The sequence below is a fragment of the Amycolatopsis sp. NPDC089917 genome (genome assembly GCF_040684635.1).
GTDB lineage: Bacteria > Actinomycetota > Actinomycetes > Mycobacteriales > Pseudonocardiaceae > Amycolatopsis.
Genome location: NZ_JBFBGL010000045.1, coordinates 15,027 through 33,850, shown reverse-complemented (window position 1 = coordinate 33,850; position 18,824 = coordinate 15,027). Strand labels below are relative to the sequence as shown.

General features: G+C 68.4%; 19 protein-coding genes. 11 read left to right on the top strand and 8 right to left on the bottom strand.

Annotation, left to right across the window (positions count from 1 at the left end; all coding sequences use genetic code 11):
- Nucleotides 1-2: 2 nt before the first annotated feature.
- The 3 genes from AB0N89_RS28435 to AB0N89_RS28425 are packed head-to-tail and all read right to left on the bottom strand — an operon-like array spanning nucleotide 3 to nucleotide 2,748.
- Complete coding sequence (locus AB0N89_RS28435; RefSeq protein ID WP_364210337.1) at nucleotides 3-791, bottom strand: ABC transporter ATP-binding protein; 789 nt, start codon at nucleotides 789-791, stop codon at nucleotides 3-5.
- On the bottom strand, nucleotides 788-1,747 hold the full coding sequence (locus AB0N89_RS28430; protein WP_364210334.1) for an ABC transporter permease: 960 nt from the start codon (nucleotides 1,745-1,747) through the stop codon (nucleotides 788-790). Before AB0N89_RS28430 ends, AB0N89_RS28435 begins: the two co-directional genes overlap by 4 nt.
- Nucleotides 1,744-2,748: an ABC transporter substrate-binding protein gene (locus AB0N89_RS28425; protein ID WP_364210331.1), complete on the bottom strand. Its 1,005-nt coding sequence runs from the start codon at nucleotides 2,746-2,748 to the stop codon at nucleotides 1,744-1,746. The genes AB0N89_RS28430 and AB0N89_RS28425 overlap by 4 nt, the downstream gene beginning before the upstream one ends.
- 390 nt (nucleotides 2,749-3,138) lie before the next feature.
- Between AB0N89_RS28425 and AB0N89_RS28420 the strand changes: the two genes are divergently transcribed.
- From AB0N89_RS28420 to AB0N89_RS28400, 5 genes are all read left to right on the top strand, one after another.
- Nucleotides 3,139-3,510: a hypothetical protein gene (locus AB0N89_RS28420; RefSeq protein WP_364210328.1), complete on the top strand. Its 372-nt coding sequence runs from the start codon at nucleotides 3,139-3,141 to the stop codon at nucleotides 3,508-3,510.
- 595 nt (nucleotides 3,511-4,105) lie between these two features.
- Nucleotides 4,106-4,792 carry a pyridoxamine 5'-phosphate oxidase gene (gene pdxH, locus AB0N89_RS28415; RefSeq protein WP_364210325.1) on the top strand — a complete coding sequence of 229 codons (687 nt, stop codon included), beginning with the start codon at nucleotides 4,106-4,108 and terminating at the stop codon, nucleotides 4,790-4,792.
- Nucleotides 4,793-4,872: 80 nt separating this feature from the next.
- On the top strand, nucleotides 4,873-6,156 hold the full coding sequence (locus AB0N89_RS28410; protein WP_364210322.1) for an MFS transporter: 1,284 nt from the start codon (nucleotides 4,873-4,875) through the stop codon (nucleotides 6,154-6,156).
- A gap of 24 nt (nucleotides 6,157-6,180) precedes the next feature.
- On the top strand, nucleotides 6,181-6,771 hold the full coding sequence (locus AB0N89_RS28405) for a DUF3558 domain-containing protein (protein ID WP_364210319.1): 591 nt from the start codon (nucleotides 6,181-6,183) through the stop codon (nucleotides 6,769-6,771).
- 95 nt (nucleotides 6,772-6,866) lie between these two features.
- Complete coding sequence (locus AB0N89_RS28400) at nucleotides 6,867-8,249, top strand: APC family permease (RefSeq protein ID WP_364210316.1); 1,383 nt, start codon at nucleotides 6,867-6,869, stop codon at nucleotides 8,247-8,249.
- 5 nt (nucleotides 8,250-8,254) lie between these two features.
- Here AB0N89_RS28400 and AB0N89_RS28395 read toward each other — a convergent pair whose 3' ends face one another.
- The 4 genes from AB0N89_RS28395 to AB0N89_RS28380 all read right to left on the bottom strand — a co-directional run bounded on the left by AB0N89_RS28395 (nucleotide 8,255) and on the right by AB0N89_RS28380 (nucleotide 12,394).
- Nucleotides 8,255-9,082 carry an MBL fold metallo-hydrolase gene (locus AB0N89_RS28395; protein WP_364210313.1) on the bottom strand — a complete coding sequence of 276 codons (828 nt, stop codon included), beginning with the start codon at nucleotides 9,080-9,082 and terminating at the stop codon, nucleotides 8,255-8,257.
- A complete protein-coding gene (locus tag AB0N89_RS28390; protein WP_364210310.1) occupies nucleotides 9,079-9,909 on the bottom strand; it encodes an MBL fold metallo-hydrolase in 831 nt (276 codons plus the stop codon). The genes AB0N89_RS28395 and AB0N89_RS28390 overlap by 4 nt, the downstream gene beginning before the upstream one ends.
- The gene (locus AB0N89_RS28385) at nucleotides 9,909-10,472 is read right to left on the bottom strand and encodes a TetR/AcrR family transcriptional regulator (RefSeq protein WP_364210307.1); all 564 of its coding nucleotides are present in this window, start codon (nucleotides 10,470-10,472) and stop codon (nucleotides 9,909-9,911) included. The genes AB0N89_RS28390 and AB0N89_RS28385 overlap by 1 nt, the downstream gene beginning before the upstream one ends.
- Nucleotides 10,473-10,885: 413 nt before the next feature.
- Nucleotides 10,886-12,394 (bottom strand): fatty acyl-CoA synthetase, encoded by a 1,509-nt coding sequence (locus tag AB0N89_RS28380; protein ID WP_364210304.1) that lies wholly within the window; start codon nucleotides 12,392-12,394, stop codon nucleotides 10,886-10,888.
- 73 nt (nucleotides 12,395-12,467) lie between these two features.
- Here AB0N89_RS28380 and AB0N89_RS28375 point away from each other — a divergent pair, with 73 nt between their 5' ends.
- The 4 genes from AB0N89_RS28375 to AB0N89_RS28360 all read left to right on the top strand — a co-directional run bounded on the left by AB0N89_RS28375 (nucleotide 12,468) and on the right by AB0N89_RS28360 (nucleotide 15,682).
- Nucleotides 12,468-13,373, top strand: a complete 906-nt coding sequence (locus AB0N89_RS28375; protein ID WP_364210301.1) for an aldose 1-epimerase family protein — start codon at nucleotides 12,468-12,470, stop codon at nucleotides 13,371-13,373.
- Entirely contained in the window at nucleotides 13,340-13,861 is a 522-nt protein-coding gene (locus tag AB0N89_RS28370; protein WP_364210298.1) for a GNAT family N-acetyltransferase, read from the top strand. Before AB0N89_RS28375 ends, AB0N89_RS28370 begins: the two co-directional genes overlap by 34 nt.
- 11 nt (nucleotides 13,862-13,872) lie before the next feature.
- Nucleotides 13,873-15,102 carry an amidohydrolase gene (locus AB0N89_RS28365; RefSeq protein WP_364210295.1) on the top strand — a complete coding sequence of 410 codons (1,230 nt, stop codon included), beginning with the start codon at nucleotides 13,873-13,875 and terminating at the stop codon, nucleotides 15,100-15,102.
- A gap of 67 nt (nucleotides 15,103-15,169) precedes the next feature.
- Nucleotides 15,170-15,682 (top strand): hypothetical protein, encoded by a 513-nt coding sequence (locus AB0N89_RS28360; RefSeq protein WP_364210293.1) that lies wholly within the window; start codon nucleotides 15,170-15,172, stop codon nucleotides 15,680-15,682.
- A 125-nt stretch (nucleotides 15,683-15,807) separates the two neighbouring features.
- Here the strand turns inward: AB0N89_RS28360 and AB0N89_RS28355 are convergent, their stop codons facing one another.
- The gene (locus tag AB0N89_RS28355) at nucleotides 15,808-16,953 is read right to left on the bottom strand and encodes an acyl-CoA dehydrogenase family protein (RefSeq protein WP_364210290.1); all 1,146 of its coding nucleotides are present in this window, start codon (nucleotides 16,951-16,953) and stop codon (nucleotides 15,808-15,810) included.
- A 103-nt stretch (nucleotides 16,954-17,056) separates the two neighbouring features.
- On the opposite strand from AB0N89_RS28355, the gene AB0N89_RS28350 reads away from it, so the two are divergent.
- Nucleotides 17,057-17,659 (top strand): TetR/AcrR family transcriptional regulator, encoded by a 603-nt coding sequence (locus AB0N89_RS28350; protein WP_364210287.1) that lies wholly within the window; start codon nucleotides 17,057-17,059, stop codon nucleotides 17,657-17,659.
- Nucleotides 17,660-17,757: 98 nt separating this feature from the next.
- Nucleotides 17,758-18,699: a carbohydrate kinase gene (locus tag AB0N89_RS28345; protein ID WP_364210284.1), complete on the top strand. Its 942-nt coding sequence runs from the start codon at nucleotides 17,758-17,760 to the stop codon at nucleotides 18,697-18,699.
- Nucleotides 18,700-18,824 lie beyond the last annotated feature (125 nt).

Below are 18,824 nucleotides of genomic sequence, written 5' to 3'. Positions count from 1 at the left end.
GGTCACCTTTCTTCTCGGCTCCGCCCGAGATGTCCGCGGTGTTGTTCCCGGACCAGATCTTCGATGGACGCGCGCAACGCGACGAACTCCGGCGCGCGTTTGACCGCGAGCTCGCGGTCTTCGGGCAGGTCGACCGCGATGTCGGCGGCCACCCGGCCCGGATCCGAGGCCAGCACCACGACGCGACGGCCGAGGAACACGGCCTCTTCGACGTCGTGGGTCACCATCAGCACCGTGGTGCCGGTGTCGGTCCAGATCCGGCGGATCAGGACCTGCATGTCCTCTTTGGTCTGGACGTCCAGCGCGCCGAAAGGTTCGTCCAGCAGCAGGACGTCGGGCTCGCCCGCCAGCGCCCGCGCGATCGCGACCCGTTGCTTCTGCCCGCCGGAAAGCTGCTTGGGCAACGACTTCCGCAGATGCGCGAGCCCGGTCTCTTCGAGATACCAGTCGACCCGGCGGCCGCGTTCGGCCTTGTCGAGGCTCAGCAGTTCGAGTCCGAACGCGACGTTGCTCTCCACCGTGCGCCACGGGTACAGCGCGCCGTGCTGGAACACCAGCCCGCGATCCGGGCCGGGCCCGGTCACGGCGTCGCCGTCGAGGGTGATGAGACCTTCGGACGGTTCGGCCAGCCCGGCGATCAGCGAGAGCAGGGTCGACTTCCCGGACCCGCTCGCGCCGACCACGCAGACGAAGTCGCCGCGCGCGATGTCGAGGTCGATCCCGTCGAGCGCGCGGGTGGTCCTGCCGCGGACGGTGTAGTCCTTGGCGACGGCTTTCAGCTGGAGCGTCATGCCGCCCACTTCCCGACTCGGGCCCGCAGGAGCCGCAAAGCGATGTCGATGACCAGACCGAGCAGGCCGATCACGATCAGCAGCGCGAAGATCCGGTCGGTCTGGGTGAACCGCTGCGCCCGCATGATCCGCAGGCCGAGCCCGGCGGTGGCGTTGATCATTTCGGCGACCACCACGAAGTTCCAGGCGGCCGCGGCGTTGACGCGGGTCGCGTCGATCATGCCGGGCAGCGCGTGCGGGACGATCACCTTGCGCAGCACCTCGCCGCGCCGCGCGCCGAGCGTGTACGACACGTCGATCAGCGACCGCGGCACCCCGCGCACGGCGTCGGCGGTCATCAGCGTGTTGAAGAAGACCGTGCCCAGGAACAGGACCGCGACCTTCGACGGCTCGCCGAGGCCGAGCCAGATCATCAGCAGCGGGATGAACGCGCTCGCCGGCAGGTAGCGCAACATCGCGATGACCGGTTCGAACAGCGCCAGTCCCGCGTTGAACGTCCCCATCACGATGCCGAGCGGGACCGAGACGGCGACAGCGAGCCCGAAGCCGAGCAGCACCCGCTGGGTGGTGGCCCAGAGATCGCTGAACAGTTCGCCGGACTCGATCATCTTCAGCAGCGCGTCGAACACCGCGACCGGCGTCGGCAGGAACGTGGGCTTGATGGTGCCCAGCGCGTTCAGCGTCACCCAGATCAGCAGCGGGATCGCGAACGACGCCACCGCCAGCGTCCAGCGCCAGCGCGCGGGGATCGGGGTCCGGAGCGAGAACAGCGGGGACGCGTTCGGTTTGAGGCCCGCCCGGCGGGGCAGCGGCGACCAGTCCGGTCGCGCGCCGCCCCGGCGACGGTCTTCCTGCGCTTCGGCGAGCCGCTGCTCGTCGTCGAGACGCCGCGCTTCGGCCTCGTCAGCGGCGTCCGTCCGCTGAGAGGCCTGCTTCGCCGCGTCCGTGGTGCTCACTTCACCGCCTTGACGTACTGGTCGTCGAACAGCGCGTCGAAGTCGGGCCGGTTCTGGGCGAGCCCGTTGGAGATGATGAAGTCGGCGATCTTGCCCGCCTGGAAGTTCAGGTGGGCGGGGGTGACGCCGGGGGTGAAGGCGTCGAGGTTCTGCTGCTTGGTGAAGATCGTGGTGCCGGCGTCGTAGGTCTTGTACTCGTCGATCGACACGGCGCCGCGTTTGGCCATGATCTTCACGGCCTCATCCCGGTTCTGCTTGATCCAGTCGATCGTCTCGAACCAGGTGTTCACCAGTGCCTGGACCTCCTTCTTGCGCTCCTTCGACATCTGCTCGGAGACGACCAGGTGGTCCGGGATGGCGCCGGGGAACTCGGCGGACGTCGCGATCGCGCGGCTGCCGGGACGTTCGAGCGCCTTCGTGGTGAAGGGGGCGAAGGCGGCGACGGCGTCGACCTGCTCGCCGACGAACGCCGCCGCGGCGGCGTCGGTCAGCAGCGGGACCAGCTCGACGTCCTTTTCGGTCAGCTTCGCCTCCTGCAGCGCGAGCAGCAGGAGGTAGTGGTCGACGGTGCCCTGCTCGACGGCGATCTTCTTGCCCTTGAGGTCGGCGACGCCGGTGATGCCCTGGCGGGCGATGATCTTGTCGTTGCCGGTCGAGTTGTCGTTGACCAGGACGACCGACAGCTTCGCGCCACCGCTGACCGACGCGAGCGTGTCGTTCAGGGTCTGGCTGTTCGCGTCGATCGCGCCGGAGGACAGTGCGTTGATGCTCTCGGTGTAGCTGTCGAACCACTTCAGGTCGACGGTCACGCCGTTCTTCTCGAAGAGGCCCTTCTCCTGGGCCACGGCCCACGGGAACCAGCCTGGCCACGCGCTGTAACCGATGGTGACCTTGGTGCCGGAGGCGGCCGTGCTGTCGGAACATGCCGAAAGGGCTGTCACGCCCGCGAGCGAAATGGCGCACAACAACGCCGTCATCAGACGGCGGTAACGGGAAATCACAACGCACTCCTGGGGAAGGGGAGTAAATCGGGCGTGGAAAGTTCCGGCGGTTCGAGCGCAGGACTGATCGACCGGTGTCGAGCTCCTCGTGGAAGCCCGGCCGGCAATAGCGGACGGATCAGCCGCACACCCGGCCGTCCCATCCGAAACCTCTGAACACACTGGATAGAGGTGATCACCCCGTTGCTCTCGGCGGCGATCCTATCGAGTGGCGCAAGGTCTACCTAGTGTGATCGTCAGCTCTTGCCTGATTTGCTGTCACATTCTGCTAAATCCGGCCGTTCGCCCCGAGGGGCGGAGTCTCGCCGGCTGGGCAACCCCGGACCCATCGGGGTACGTCCATCGGGTGGCGGGTGAAAACGTCGCCCGTCTTCCGGGAGGGAGCAGAGGATGAAAATTCGTGCGGCCGCGTTGTGCGTCGCGGGGGCGGCGATCGTGTCCACCTTGGCCGGAGCGGGGCAGGCGAACGCGACGAGACCGTCCAGTCTGGCCTTGACCCCGAACACCGTCGTCGCAGGTGGGACGGTCACCGCGGACATCTATTGCCTGCGTCCGTCGGGTGCGGGCGAGCTCGCGACGACGCTCACCGCGGACGGTCTCGCCGCGCCGATTCCCTTGAGAGTGGTGGGAGACGGCGGCACCGGAGGCATCGGTGTCGCGCTCCGGGGCGACGGTCCAGTGGGGACGGTGCCGGGCCGGTACACGGCGTCGTACGACTGCTGGGGATGGATCGTCCGCGCGGAGTTCACTGTCACGAACTGACAGCCGGACGGGGAGAAGTGAAGGCCGGTTTCGGGACGAATTGCCGCCCGGAGCCGGCCTTCTGACACATCTTGCCCGGATGTGTCGCGGAGGTTTCCCGGCGCCGTAATTTCTGTCAAACGACAGAATTAACGGGACGCCCGGGCGGGTGCCGTCGCGGCGCCAGGTGTGAATGGTCTCGGGAATTGTTCGCGAATCCGGGAATCGTCGGCGGGGGAAAGGGAAATGTGACGCTTTTTCGCCGGTGGACAATTCTTTGTGGAACTGTGCGGACCGGGTCTGTCCAGGCAATTTCCGTGCGGGTAATGGCGAGCCGGTCCTGTTTCTCGACGGCGGGCGCGATTTCGTGGGTCGCCGGGACGGCGCGGAACAAAGCGGCGGCCGGCCTCGGAGGGCGTGCGCTTCGGGCTGTATCGATCACGGGCCGGCAGGTAACCGGGAGGTAACGGCTTGCGGTCCAGCGGTTACACACAGATGATCGGGCAGGGGTGGCGGGTGTCACCGTTCAGTGGGTTTCGCCGCCGCCTTCGAGGCAATACCGTCGGCGGCAAAGCCGAAGTCACAGATGCCCCGACCGGGTACGGAGGTTTGGCGGATGATGCCGGAGATCAAGGAAGGCGCTGCCGACAACGGCGACGCCGTCGTTCGCCTGCCCGGGATGCGGGTGGCCTACGAAGGGGCCGCCTTCGACGAGTCCGCGCTGGCGGACACCTGGACCACCCAGCTGCAGGACTGGCTGAACCAGGCCGTCGCCGCCGGGGTCGCCGAACCGAACGCGATGGTGCTCGCCACCGCCGACCCGGAGGGCAGGCCGTCCTCCCGGACCGTCCTGTGCAAGGGCCTCGACGAACGCGGCGTCGTGTTCTACACGAACTACACGTCGACCAAGAGCCACGACCTCACCGCGACGCGCTACGCGTCGATCACCTTCCCGTGGTACGCCCTGCAGCGTCAGGTCCACGTCCGCGGCGAGGTGGAGAAGGTCAACGTCGCCGAGACCGCCGAGTACTGGGCCTCCCGGCCGCGGGGTTCGCAGCTCGGGGCCTGGGCGTCGCCGCAGTCCCGCGTCGTCGACGGCCGCCGCGCCCTCGAGACCGCGCTTCACGGCATCGAGCGCCGCTTCGCCGACGTCGAGAACATCCCGTTCCCGCCGCACTGGGGCGGGTGGCGCATCCGGCCCGACATCGTCGAGTTCTGGCAGGGCCGCGAGGACCGCATGCACGACAGGCTCCGCTACGTCCGCACCGACGACGGCTGGCAGGTGGAGCGCGTCGCGCCGTAGCTTCACTCGCTAACGGGTCGGCCACCGGGTGACATAAATCGCGCGCGGTTGGTTAGTTAGCGCGGCTAAGCTGTCTGGTTGTGAGTGATGACGTGGAGGTTGAGCAGCGCAAAGGCGTCCGTAAGCTGTTCGGCTCGATCGTCGTCGACACCCGGCCGCTCAAGATCCCCGCGTTCCGCCGCCTCTGGCTGTCCACCGCGGTCACCGCCATCGGCAGCCAGCTCACCGCCGTCGCCGTCCCCAAACAGGTCTTCGACCTCACCGGCTCGTCGGCATACGTCGGCCTGACCGGCCTGGTCGCGCTGATCCCGCTGCTCGTCTTCGGTCTCTGGGGCGGTGCCATCGCGGACGCCGTCGATCGCCGCAAGCTCCTGCTCGTCACCAACGTCGGGGTCACCGTCACCTCGGCGGTCCTGTGGCTCCAGGCGTTCGTGAACGCCGGCTCCGTCTGGCTCGTCCTGGCCCTGCTGGCGGTCAACCAGGCGTTCTTCGCGGTCAACATGCCGACCCGCAGTGCCGTCGTCGCCCGGCTGGTGCCGGACAACCTGATCGCGCCCGCGACCGCGCTGAGCAGCACCATGGCCACCTTCGGCGCGGTCTTCGGCCCGCTGCTGGCCGGTTCGCTGATCCCGATCCTCGGGCTCTCGACGCTCTACCTGATCGACGTCGTCGCGCTGACCCTGACCCTGATCGCGGTCTGGAAGCTGCCGCCGATCCCGCCGCTCGGCGAGATCGCCCGCCGGGCCGGGATCCGCGACATCATCGATGGCTTCAAGTACCTGGCGACCCAGAAGATCCTGCTGGCGTCCTTCCTCGTCGACATCATCGCGATGGTCGCGGGCATGCCGCGGGCGCTGATCCCGGAGATGGCGGAGCGCACTTTCGGCGACCCGCCCGGCGGCGGACCGGCGCTGGGCTGGCTCTACGCCGCGCTCCCGGCGGGCGCGATGCTGATCGGCCTCTTCTCCGGCTGGCTGACCAGGATCGGCAAACAGGGCGCCGGCGTGATCGTCTCGGTCTGCGTCTGGGGCGCCGCCATCATCGGGTTCGGGCTGGCGAACTCGCTCTGGCTCGCGGTCTTCTTCATGGCGCTCGCCGGGGCCGCCGACATGGTCAGCGCGATCTACCGGATGTCGATCCTGCAGGTCGCCACCACCGACGAGATGCGCGGACGGCTCCAGGGCGTGTTCACCGTCGTCGTCGCGGGCGGCCCGCGGATCGCCGACCTCACCCACGGCTGGGCGGCCGCCGGGGTCGGCACCGCGGCCGCCGCTTCGGGCGGTGGGGTGCTGGTCATCGTGCTGGTCGTCGCCGCCGCGTTGCTGATCCCGTCCTTCTGGCGGTACCGGGCCCCGGTGGACTGAGCCGATCGGACTATCGTCGGGCGCATGCGTATTTCACGAGCGATCGTCCTGTTCGCCGCTGTCATCGCGACCCTTTCCGCCTGTTCTTCCGGGGACGGGAAGTCGGACAACGCGGCGAAGCCGTCGAGCCAGGCGCCCGCTCCGTCCTCCTCCGTCCCGCCGAGTTCCTCGGCCGCTCCGACCGGTGGCGCCGGGGCGAAGGAGCCGTGCGCGCTGCTGCCCGCCGAGGCCGTCTCGAAGGCCATCAACATCCAGGGCGTGACGTCGGCGCCGGGCCCGGTGCAGGACAACGCCGCCAACGGCGGGAAGGCCAAGAGCTGCGTCTACTCGGCCGCCGGCAAGCAGGTCGGCGCGCTCGCCGTGACCCGCTTCGAGGGCAACAAGATCAAGCCCGCCGAGATGGTCACCGCGCTCAAGAAGGCCAAGCCGACCGCGAAGGACGTCGCCGGTGTCGGTGACGGCGCCCTCTACTACACCGACGAGAACAAGACCGCGACGCTGGCGGCCGCCGAACTCGTCGGCGACGTCCCGGTGCTGGTCAACTACACCGGTCCGGTGAAGATGACGCAGGAGATGATGGTCCCGCTGGTGAAGACCGCGGTCGACGCCAACTGACCGGAATACCCAGATTCGCCTCCGGTCAACCCGTGACGAAGAACTGACCAAAACGGACTGTCGGCCACAGACGTGATGCGGCACACTCTTGCCGCATGGCGGACACGACGACGGAACAGACCGGTCCTGCCGGTCAACCGAGCCTCAAACGGGTAATGGGCTCCAAGCTCCTGCTGTTCTTCGTGGTGGGGGACATCATCGGGACGGGCGTCTACGCGCTCACCGGGCAAGTGGCGGGACGGGTGGGCGGCGCGCTGTGGCTGCCGTTCCTGATCGCCTTCGTGGTCGCGTTCATGACCGCGTTCAGTTACCTGGAACTGGTCGGGAAGTACCCGCAGGCGGCGGGCGCCGCGCTGTACACGCACAAGGCGTTCAAGATCCGCTTCCTCACCTTCATGGTGGCGTTCGCGGTGATGTGTTCCGGGATCACGTCGGCCTCGTCCGCGGCGAAGGCCTTCGGCGACACCTATCTCGCCGAGTTCATCACCGCGCCGATGCCACTGGTGGCGATCCTGTTCGTGATCGGGCTCGGGCTGATCAACTTCCGCGGGGTCTCCGAGTCGGTGAAGACCAACGTGGTGCTGACCTGCATCGAGATCGGCGGTCTGCTGATCATCATCGGGGTCGGCGTGTGGGCGGTGCTCAACGGCAACGGGGACGCCTCCCGGCTGGTCGAGTTCGACACCGAGAACCAGACGATGCTGGTGGCGATCACCTCGGCGACGTCGCTGGCGTTCTTCGCGATGGTCGGCTTCGAGGACTCGGTCAACATGGCCGAGGAGTGCAAGGACCCGATCCGCATCTTCCCGAAGGCGATGCTGTGGGGAATGGTCATCGCCGCGACCATCTACATCATGGTCTCCGTGACTTCGTCGCTGCTGGTGCCCGCGGACGATCTGGCGGCGGCCAAGAGCAGCGCGCTGCTGAAGGTGCTCGACGTCGGGGCGCCCGGGTTCCCGCGTGAGGTCTTCTCCGCGATCGGCCTGTTCGCGGTGATCAACTCGGCCCTGATCAACATGCTGATGGCGAGCCGTCTGCTCTACGGCATGGCGAACCAGCGGATCATCCCGAAGCAGCTCGGCACCGTGCACCCGTTCCGCCGCAGCCCGTGGGTGGCGATCGTGTTCACCAGCGTCATCGCCATCGGCCTGGTGTCCTTTGTGGACATCGGCGTGCTCGGCGGGACGACGGCGTTGCTGCTGCTGGCCGTGTTCGCCATCGTCAACGTCGCGGTGCTCATCCTGCGCAAGGAAAAGGCGGCGCACAAGCATTTCCGCGCGCCGACGATCGTCCCGGTGCTGGCCGCGATCTTCTGCGTCTACCTGGTGACGCCGTTGTCCGGGCGGCCCGCGCGCGACTACAAGGTCGCCGCGATCCTGCTCGGCGTCGGGGTCGTGCTGTGGGGGGTCAACTGGCTCGTCATGCGGGCCACGCACAGCGAGGAGGACCGGCGGCCCATCGAGCCGCCGGTCGGCTGACCTCGTCAGTCCCGTTTGAGGGCCTGGTACTCCACCGGGCTGTGGGCCGAGAACACGGTGACCTCGTCGGCGTGTTCCCGGCTCAGCTCCCGCAGCCGTTCGACGTTCTCCAGCCGCGGCTTGCGCAGCGTCTGCACCATGTTCTGGAAGACGGTCATCCCCGGCGGGCAGTGCGGCTTCACCGGATCCATCTGACCGTGGAAGAAGTACGCGTCGCCCGCGTGCAGCAGCCAGCCGTCGCCGGTGTCGACCGCCACGCCGGTGTGGCCCTTGGTGTGGCCGGCGAGCGGCACCAGCAGGATCTCCGGTGGCAGGCCCTTGAGTTCACGGACGGCCTGGAAACCGAACCATTCGTCCCCGGCCTCGTCGTAGGTGCTCCACAGTGGACGGTGGGCGAACTGGTTGGCGCGGAAGCGGAACTTCTCGCTCGCGTTCGCCGGTGAGGTCGCCGCGTCGTGCTCCGAGGTGCGGACGTGCACGACGGCGTTCGGGAAATCGGCGAGCCCGCCCGCGTGGTCGACGTCGAGGTGGGTGCAGACGATGTGCCGCACGTCCTCCAGTTTGTGGCCGAGCGCCTCGACCTGGTGGGCCGCCGTCTCCACCTCGACCGGCTTCGCGCCGACCATGATCGTGAACGGCGTGCCGAGCCAGCCGCCGGGATTCGCGACACCCTTGCGGCCGAAACCGGTGTCCACCAGCACGAGCCCGTCGGCGGTCTCGATCAGCAGGCAGTGCGCCACCAGCTCCGAGCGGCGCAGCAGGCCCGGCTGGCCGTCGAGGAACCCGCCTCCCGGCGCCCGCATCGTGCCGCAGTTCAGATGGTGGACCTTCATAGCCTGCTCCTCTGGCTGAGCCGTTCGAATGCGGTGGCGTCGTGCGCGGCGAAGACCGTCACCTCGTCACCGTTGTTACTGACAAGTTCGCGCAGCCGGCGCTGGTTGTCCAGTCGTGCCGTTTTCTCCGTCTGCATGTACGACTCGAAGAAGCCGAGTGCGAGCGGGATGTGCGGCTTTCGCTCCAGCTCGCCGCCGTGGAAGACGGCGTCACCGGCGTTGAGGAGCCAGCCGTCACCGGTGTCGACCGCGATGCCCGCGTGCCCGCGGGTGTGCCCGGCGAGGGGGATGATCAGGACGTCCGGGACCCCTTCGAGCTCGCGGACTGCGTCGAAACCGAACCAAGGCTCGCCGTCGGCGCGGTACGGCTTCCAGCTCGGGCCGTGGCTGAACTGGACCTTCCGGTAGCGGCTCGCCTCCTTGCGGTCGACCGGGTTTTCGAGCGCCTGGAGCTCGCGGGCGTGGACGTGGACCCTCGCCTGGGGGAAGTCGACGAGCCCGCCCGCGTGGTCGAGGTCGAGGTGGGTGAGCACGATGTCGCGCACGTCGGCAGGGTCGAAGCCGAGCTCGCGGATCTGCGTCGTGGCGCTGAGGTCGTCGTCGCTGTCGGGGTGGACCAGCCGGACGAACCCGGCGCCGAGCCATTCGACGGGCCGGGTGACGGTCGGCGTCCCGACGCCGGTTTCGATGAGCACGAGCCCGGTGTCGGTCTCCAGGAGCAGGCAGTGGCAGATCAGTTCCGCGCGGCGGAACAGGCCCGGCTTGCCGTCGACGAGTTTCCCGCCGACCGGCCGCATGGTCCCGCAGTTCAGGTGATGGACGCGCATCAGGACAGCTCCCGTTCGAGTGTGGTGCGGAGATGAGGGGCGATCGCGCGCAGCGGCGCGGTGTCGTGCAACGTCTTGGCCAGCAGCAAACCGCCCTCGATCGTGGCGAGGACGACTGTCGCCAGGTGGTCCGCTTTTTCGGTGTTCAGCGCTTCGGAGATGAGGGTGTGCCAGGAGGTGTAGCCGTCGGCGCAGGCCTTGCGGATCTCCTCGCTGTCACCCGACGCGTCGAGCGCGACCGTCGCGAGCGGGCAGCCGCGCTGGAAATCCGACTCCTCCAGCGACGTCGCGAGCGCGTCGACGACGTTCTCGACGCCGGTGACGACGTCGGGTGAGTTCGCGACGATCACGCGCAGCTGATCGCAGAGCCGATCGGCGGACTGGCGGATGGCCTCGGCGGCCAGCTGCTCCTTGCCGCCGGGGAAGTGGAAGTAGAGCGAACCCTTGGGCGCGCCGACGGCGGCGACGAGCTGGTTGAGCCCGGTGGCGTGGTAACCCTGATGCTGGAAGAGCTCGGCGGCGGAGTCGAGCATGCGCTGCCGGGTGTCGGTGCGGCGGACCATGCGGCCGACTGTAGCCCAAACTATGACGACCGGTCTAGTGAGTCGTGGTGTGGCGACGCCGCACTCACATGAACAGACACGGATCTCGCGTGATCAGGCACCGAACACCGAGTTCGCCGTCCAATCACGTGAGTTCGCCGTCCAATCACGCGAGATCCGTGTCTGATCACGCGAGTCACGCCTTCGTAGCGCGTACGTCCAGGGATCGTTCGCGCTCGGCGACCTCCGCAGCGACTGCGACTTCATCATCGCGACCACCGAACCGCCGAGCGGCCGAGCCGAAGCCGATTTCCGCGTGCTCCACGAGGAACTGCCCACAGGGAAGGCTTCTGGTGCAAGGAAATCGAGGGCTCGTACGCGGACATCGCGTCCTGATCTGGGACACGCACTGCGACAGCGAGTTCGCCGAGTCGCTAGACGCCGATCGCGGACGCTGAACCGCCGAGTCGTTGCCGCAGTTCGCGTTTGAGCAGTTTCCCGGACGCGTTCTTGGGCAATTCGCCGACGAAATGCACCGACTTCGGCACCTTGTGCGCCGCGAGCGACTTCTTGGCGAACTCGATCAGTTCCGCTTCCTCCACCCGCTCCTTCACCACGACCACCGCGGCGATCGCCTCGATCCAGCGGTCGTGCGGCAGACCGACGACGGCCACCTCGGCGACGGCGGGATGCGCGTACAGCGCGTCCTCCACCTCACGCGACGCGACGAGCACGCCGCCGGTGTTGACGACGTCCTTGATCCGGTCGACGACGAACAGATAGCCTTCCGCGTCCTGGCGCACCAGATCGCCGGAATGGAACCAGCCGCCCGCGAACGCCTCCACCGACTCCTCGGGCTCGCCCCAGTAACCCGTGCACAGCTGCGGCGAGCGGTACACGACCTCGCCGAGTTCGCCCGGCGGAAGGTCGTTCATCTCGGCGTCCACCACCCGCGTCTCGACGAAAAGGACCGGGCGGCCGACGGAATCCGGCCGCGCGTCGTGCTCTTCGGGCCGCAGCACCGTCGCGAGTGGACCGATCTCGGATTGACCGAAACAGTTGTAGAAACCGACTTCCGGCAGCCGCGAGCGCAGGGAGTTCAGCACCGGCACGGGCATGATCGACGCGCCGTAGTACGCCTTGGTGAGACTGCCGAGATCCGCGTCCGCGAGGCCGGGATGGTTCGCCAAGCCCACCCAGACGGTCGGCGGGAAGAACAGGGAAGTGACGCCCTGGCGCGGGATCCGCGCGAGGATGTCGCCGAGATCGGGTGCCTCGACGAGATGGTTCGTCGCGCCGACGGCCAGCCCCGGCATGAGGAACACGTGCATCTGCGCCGAGTGGTACAGCGGCAGCGCGTGCAGCGGCACGTCACGGTCGCTCAGGTCGAGCGCGGCGATACAGGACGAGTACTCGTGCACCAGCGCGCGATGGGTGAGCATCGCGCCCTTCGGCCGGGAAGTCGTCCCGGACGTGTAGAGCAGCTGGACGAGATCGTCGTCCGCGACCCCGGATTCCTCGTGCGGGACGACGGTCTCGTCCAACGCCCAGGCCAGAACGTCCAGTGTGGACACATGATCGATACCGGCGTGTTCGGCCAGCGCGGGATCGACGAAGGCGGCAGCGGGTTCGGACTGCGTCAGCAGGTATTCGAGCTCCTCGCCGCGCGCGTTGAAGTTCACCGGCACGTGCACCAGCCCGGCCCGCGCGCAACCGAGGTACAACAACAGATACGCGTCGGAGTTCTTGCCGAAGGCCGCGACGCGGTCGCCGTGGACGAGCCCGCGGTCGAGCAGCTTCGCCGCGACCCTGCCCGTCGCGCGATCGAGCCCCGCGTACGTCCACACGCGATCGGCGAAGGTGAGCGCGACCCGGTCCGGGACGCGGCGCGCGCTCCGCTCCAGGACGCGGCCGACGGTGCTGGGGTAGCCGGGAACGGTCATCGCGGCGGTCTCCTTCGTCCGGGCGTGGCATTCGCAGCCTACGTCCCCGTCGGCCGCCGGTAACCTCGTCGGCATGGCCAATCCCACCGGAGAGCAGTTCGAGATCACCCGCGGCAACGCGCGCGCCGTCGTCACCGAGATCGGAGCCGGGTTGCGCGCGTTCGAGGTCGGCGGAGTGCCGTACGTCGAGGCGTTCGCCGAGGACGAGAAGCCGCCGAAGGGTGCCGGGCAGGTGCTGCTGCCTTGGCCGAACCGCACCAAGGGCGGCCAGTGGGACTACCAGGGCGAGAAGCAGCAGCTCCCGATCACCGAGGAGGCCCGCGGCAACGCGATCCACGGCCTCACCCGGCACGAGGAATGGGAGCTGCTGGAGCACGCGGAGTCGTCGATCACCCTGGCCGTCGACGTCCCGGCGCAAGAGGGTTGGCCGGTGCCGCTGCGCGCGACGATCACCTACGAGATCTCGCCGCGCGAGCTGGTCGTGACGCACGAGATCCGCAACGAGGGCGAGAGCCCGATCGGCGTCGGGCTCGGCACACACCCGTACTTCCGCGTCGGTGACGTGCCCACCGACGAGCTGACCCTGACGCTGCCCGCGAGCCGGGTCCGGCCGTACCTCGGCGACGAGCAGATGCCGTACGCCGAGGAACAGGACGTCGAGGGGACCGAGTACGACTTCCGGTCCGGCAAGCTGCTCGAAGGCGTCGACCTCGACACGGCGTTCGGCGGGCTGAGCGTCGCCGAGGACGGCAACCACCACTACGTCCTTTCACACGGCGAGCGGGAGCTCGTGGTCTGGGCCGGGCCGGACTTCCACTGGGCGCAGGTGTTCACGCCGGACGACCTGGTCGGCCGCGGCCGCGCGGTGGCGATCGAGCCGATGACCTGCCCCGCCGACGCGCTCAACACCGGCACCGACCTGATCGAGCTGGAGCCCGCGTCCTCGTGGACCGGGAGCTGGGGAATCCGGGTGCGGTGATGACTTCGCCGCCGCTCCGGCTCGGGCCCGTGGACGCGGGTGAGGTGCTCACGCTGCAGCGCGCGGCGTACGTCCCGGAGGCGCGGGCGCACGAGAACATCGACCTCCCGCCGCTGCTGGAGACCTTCGAACAGACCAAGGAGGCCCTGGGTGATCCCGCGTGTTTCGCCTGGGGCGTCAGGGAATCCGGGCGGCTGGTGGCGAGCGTCCGGATCGTCGTGGACGGCGGCGCCGGGCTCGTCGGCAGGCTCATCGTGGCCCCGGACAGGCAGGGACACGGGCTCGGCAGCTCGTTGCTGCTCGCCGCCGAATCGGCCATGCCGTCTTCGGTGACCGTGTTCCGTCTGTTCACCGGGGAGCGCAGCGTCGGCCCGCTGCGGATGTACCGGAAACTCGGCTACGTCGAGACGCACCGGACGCCGGAGGAACACTACGAGCTCGTCCACTTCGAAAAGCCCCGCGTGCGGACGGACGGCACAGTTCGTTAGCGTGTCAAAGTATGTCTGACAAAGCACAGGTCAAGGCCATCGTCGGTGGTTACGTCGTCCCGGTCGACGGTGAACCCATCGACGGTGGCACGGTCCTCATCGAGAACGGAAAGATCGTCGCGGTCGGCACGGACGCCGGTGTCGACGTCCCCGACGACGCGGAACTGATCGACGCCGCGGGCAGCTGGGTGCTGCCCGGGTTCATCGACGCGCACGCCCACCTCGGCGTCCACGAGGACGGCGAAGGCTGGTCGGGCAACGACACCAACGAGATGACCGACCCCAACGGCGCGCGGTTCCGGGCGATCGACGGCATCGACCCGTACGAGCCCGGGTTCGACGACGCGCTCGCGGGCGGCGTCACCAGCGTCGTCATCAAGCCCGGTTCGGGCAACCCCATCGGCGGGCAGACGATCGGCGTCAAGACCTGGGGCCGGACCGTGCTCGACATGATCTTCGCCGAGGGCGTCAGCGTGAAGAGCGCGCTCGGCGAGAACCCGAAGCGGGTGTACGGCGAGAAGAAGCAGACGCCGTCGACCAGGCTCGGCGTCGCGTCGACCATCCGTGACGCGTTCACCGCCGCGCGCAACTACGCCGCCCAGCGCGACCACGCCGCCGGCGAGGGCAAACCGTTCGACGTCGACCTGACCAAGGAGACTCTGGCCAAGGTCCTCGACGGCGAGCTGTACTGGGACCAGCACGTCCACCGCGCCGACGACATGGTCACCGCTATCCGGCTGGCGGACGAGTTCGGCTACAAACTGGTGATCAACCACGGCACCGAAGGGCACCTGATCGCGGACCTGCTCGCCGAGCGGGACGTGCCGGTGATCCTCGGCCCGCTGTTCACCACCAAGTCCAAAGTGGAGCTGCGCAACCGCACCCTGCGCGCGCCCGGCATCCTCGCCAGGGCGGGCGTGCGGATCGCGATCACCACGGACCACCCGGTCGTGCCGATCAACTTCCTGGTGTATCAGGCCGCGCTGTCGGTGAAGGACGGCCTCGACCCGGAGACCGCGCTGAAGGCGCTGACCGTCAACCCGGCCGCCATGCTGGGGCTCGAAGACCAGGTCGGCGCCCTGAAGCCGGGCCTCGACGCCGACGTGGCCATCTGGTCGGGTGACCCGCTGGACGTGATGAACCGCGCGATGCGGGTGTTCGTGCGCGGGCGCGAGGTCTACCACTTCGACGAGGAGGCCGGGGTCGGCGTGACCGAGGAGCGGCGTTACCGCGAGGGTTGAGCACGCTCTTGTCAAGGGCGCGTGACCTGTGCTCTCATATGTTACACATGGGGAAGGTGTGTAACATATGAAGCGCTGGGTCTTCGTCCTGGTCGTCGGGATCGGGTTCTTGATCGTCACCTTGCTGTTCTCGCGAGAGGACCCGAATCGCATCAAATGCGGCGGCAAGATCATGTCGCCCGGCGACGTCTGCGAGACCACGAAGAACGGCCGCGGCACCGGCGAGGACACCTACGCCGAGATGAAGGCCGCCGCCGAATCGCGGGCGGAGACGTTCCGGAATCACGGTCTCTGGATGGCCGGGGCCGGGGTCGCGCTGACCGGTTCGGGCACGACGATGCTCATCCGCGGGAAGCGACGCAAGGCGCGTGAGCTCGTCGCCGCCGGGCAGAACGCGGGGCCGGGATTCCCGCAGCAGCAGGTGTTCCAGTCACAGGGATACCAGCAGCAGGGATATCAGCAGCCGCACGTCGCGCAGGCTGTCCCGCGGTACCCGCCGGGACAGCCTGGGCCTCAGTGGCAGCCCGGGCCGTCGCCGCAGTCGTATCCGCCGCAGCAGTTCGGCCCGCAGAGGTACTGAGGCCGCTCGGGCGACCCTGTCGTACGAGTCGCCACTCGCGACCCACCGGTCCGAGCCGGGTGTTTCGGATGGCTGCTTGGACGACACGCGTGATCAGATGGACGACACGCGTGACTGGCCGGACGTCAGGCCTTCCGGAGTTCCCGCGCGATCACCATGCGCTGGATCTGGTTCGTGCCCTCGAAGATCTGCGGCACCTTCGCCTCCCGCATGTACCGCTCCACCGGGAAGTCCTTGGTGTAGCCGGCGCCGCCGAGGACCTGCACCGCGTCGGTGGTCACCTTCATCGCGCCGTCGGTCGCGACGAGCTTCGCGATCGACGCCTGCCGCTGGAACGGCAGCCCGCGGTCGCGGCGGCGGGCGGCGTCGAGGTACATCGCGCGCGACGTCTCGACGGTGGCGGCCATGTCGGCCAGCAGGAACTCCAGGCCCTGGAACTCGATGATCGGCCGCCCGAACTGCGTGCGGCCCTTCGCGTACTCAAGCGCCTCGTCCAGCGCGGCCTGCGCGAGCCCGACGGCGCAGGCGGCGATGCCCAGCCGTCCGGAGCTGAGCGATGACAGCGCGATCTTCAGCCCTTGACCCTCTTCGCTGATCCGCCGGTCGGCGTCGACGGCGGCGTTCTCGAACATCAGCTGCGCGGTGGTCGAGCCGGTGAGTCCCATCTTCCGCTCGGGCGGCGCGGCCGAGAGGCCCGGCGTCGCCGCGTCGACGAGCAGGCAGCTGATGCCCTGTCCGCCGTCGTCACTGGTGCGCACCATGGTCGTGTAGAAGTCGGCCTCACCCGCATGGGTGATCCACGCCTTCGTGCCGTTCACGACGTACTGGTCGCCGTCGAGCCGCGCGCGGGTCGAAAGGGCCGCGGCGTCGGAGCCGGCGTGGGTCTCCGAGAGCGCGTACGCGCCCAGCAGATCGCCTTCCAGCATCGCGGGCAGCCAGCGGTCACGCTGCTCGTCGGTGCCGTGGTGCGCCAGGGCGAAGCAGGACATCGTGTGCACCGACAGCCCGACGCCGACCGACATCCACGCGGCCGCGATCTCTTCGAGAACCTGCAGGTAGACCTCGTACGGCAGCTCGCCGCCGCCCCAGCGCTCCGCGTACGGCAGCCCGAGCAGCCCGGCCTGGCCGAGCAGCCGGAACTGCTCGCGCGGGAAGTGCGCGGTCTCTTCGTACTTGCTCGCGATCGGCGCGAGCTCCTCGCGGGCGATCTCCTTGGCCAGGTCGATCAGATCCCGGGCCTCGGTGCTGGGCAGCAGACGGTCCGCCGGCATGGTTCCTCCGAGCTGAACTGTACTCAAAACAGTACTGTGGGCTGATTCAGCGTACAGTAGATGGCGCTGGGGGGACACCGTCCGCGTAAGGGATAGTGATCCGATGACCGAGAGCAAGACCCCGCGCCGTCAGCCCACCGCGCGTCAGCGAGCACTGCTCTCGGAACTCGAAGCGCTCTTCCTCGCCGAGGGGTTTTCCCAGTTCACGCTGGACGATCTCGCCGCGCGGCTCCACTGCTCGAAGTCGACCCTCTACGCGCTCGCCCCCAGTAAGGAGCAACTCGCGGTCAAGGTCGTCGCCCACTTTTTCAAGGGCGCAGCCGAGCTTCTGGAGGAGCGGATCGCCGGTATCGACGACGCCCGCAAGATCCTCGGGGAGTATCTCGCGGGCATCTCCGAATACCTGAATCGCGCTTCGGCCGCTTTCATGACCGACATCGCCGAATTCGCGCCGGCGCGGGACGCGTATCAGCTCAACAGCCGCGCCGCGGCCCAGCGGATCCGGTCGTTCATCGACCGCGGTGTCACCGACGGTGTTTTCCGCGAGGTGCACGCGCGGCTCATCGCGGAAATGGCCGGACTGATCATCGAGGGAATCCAGACCGGCGTCGTCGGTCAGCGCGCGGGGGTGACCGACGCCGAGGCCTTCACCGCTTTGTCGGAACTGCTCCTGAATGGGATTGGGACGCGCCAGCGTCTCCGTTGAGGGTGGCGGCGGGGGCATGGATGGAGGAATCGCGACAAAAAATGTCCTGAACTGACAATTATGGTGGTGCCGCCGCCATCTCGGCTAGCATCGCGCCCGTGATCGTGGTGGGTGGAGAGGCGCTGGTCGACCTCGTTCCTGGTGAACCGTTGGATTCCACTGTGGACGGTGGGTTGCGCGCGCTGCTGCCCCGGATGGGTGGTGGTCCCTACAACGTCGCGCTCGCCGCGGGCAGGCTCGGCGTCCCGACGGGCTTCCTCTCGCGTGTCTCGAACGACCGTTTCGGGGCCGCGCTGGTGGACCGGCTGCACGCCTCCGGCGTCGGCACCGCCTTGCTGCAGCGGGGAAACGAGCCGACGACACTCGCCGTGGTCGCGCTCGACGAGAAGGGTTCCGCGCGGTACACCTTCTACACCGAGGGCACCGCGGACAGGCTCGTCGGCGACCCCGGCCCGCTGCCCGAGGATGTGACGGCGCTCTCGCTCGGCACCCTCGGCATGGTCCTGGAGCCCGGCGCGAGCACGTACGAAACCGTGTTGCGCCGCGAATCCGCCCGCGGCGTGCTGACCGTCCTCGACCCGAACATCCGCGCGGCGCTGATCACCGATCCTGCCGCGTACCGGGCGCGCTTCGAGTCCTGGCTGCCGCACGTCCGCCTGCTCAAGATCTCCGACGACGACACGGAATGGCTCGCCGAAGGCGCCGACCCGATCGACGCGGCAAAGGTCTGGACCTCTAGCGGAGTCGACGCCGTCGTGCTCACTCGCGGCGCACAGGGGTTGTCCGTCATCACACGGGCGGGGGAAATCGCGCAGGTCCCGTCACGCCGAGTCGCCGTCGTCGACACGATCGGCGCCGGTGACACCGTGCAGGGCGCCCTGCTGGCGTGGCTGTACTCGAACGGGGTGCGCGACGTGTCCACTCTCGACGCCGACGGCTGGCGCACGGCCCTCGAATTCGCGGCGAAAGCGGCGTCGATCACCGTCTCGCGGAGTGGCGCGGAACCGCCGACGGCCGAAGATATGGCTTCCGCCGTGTGAACCTGGTCCCAAAGGGGCTGTTGTGAGCAACTCACCCGCTGCGCGTTGACCCCATTCTCGACTAGCGTGGAGGGGAATTCATACCCCAGCGGGGCGGTGTGCAGCGAGGCCGTGGGTCACGCGCG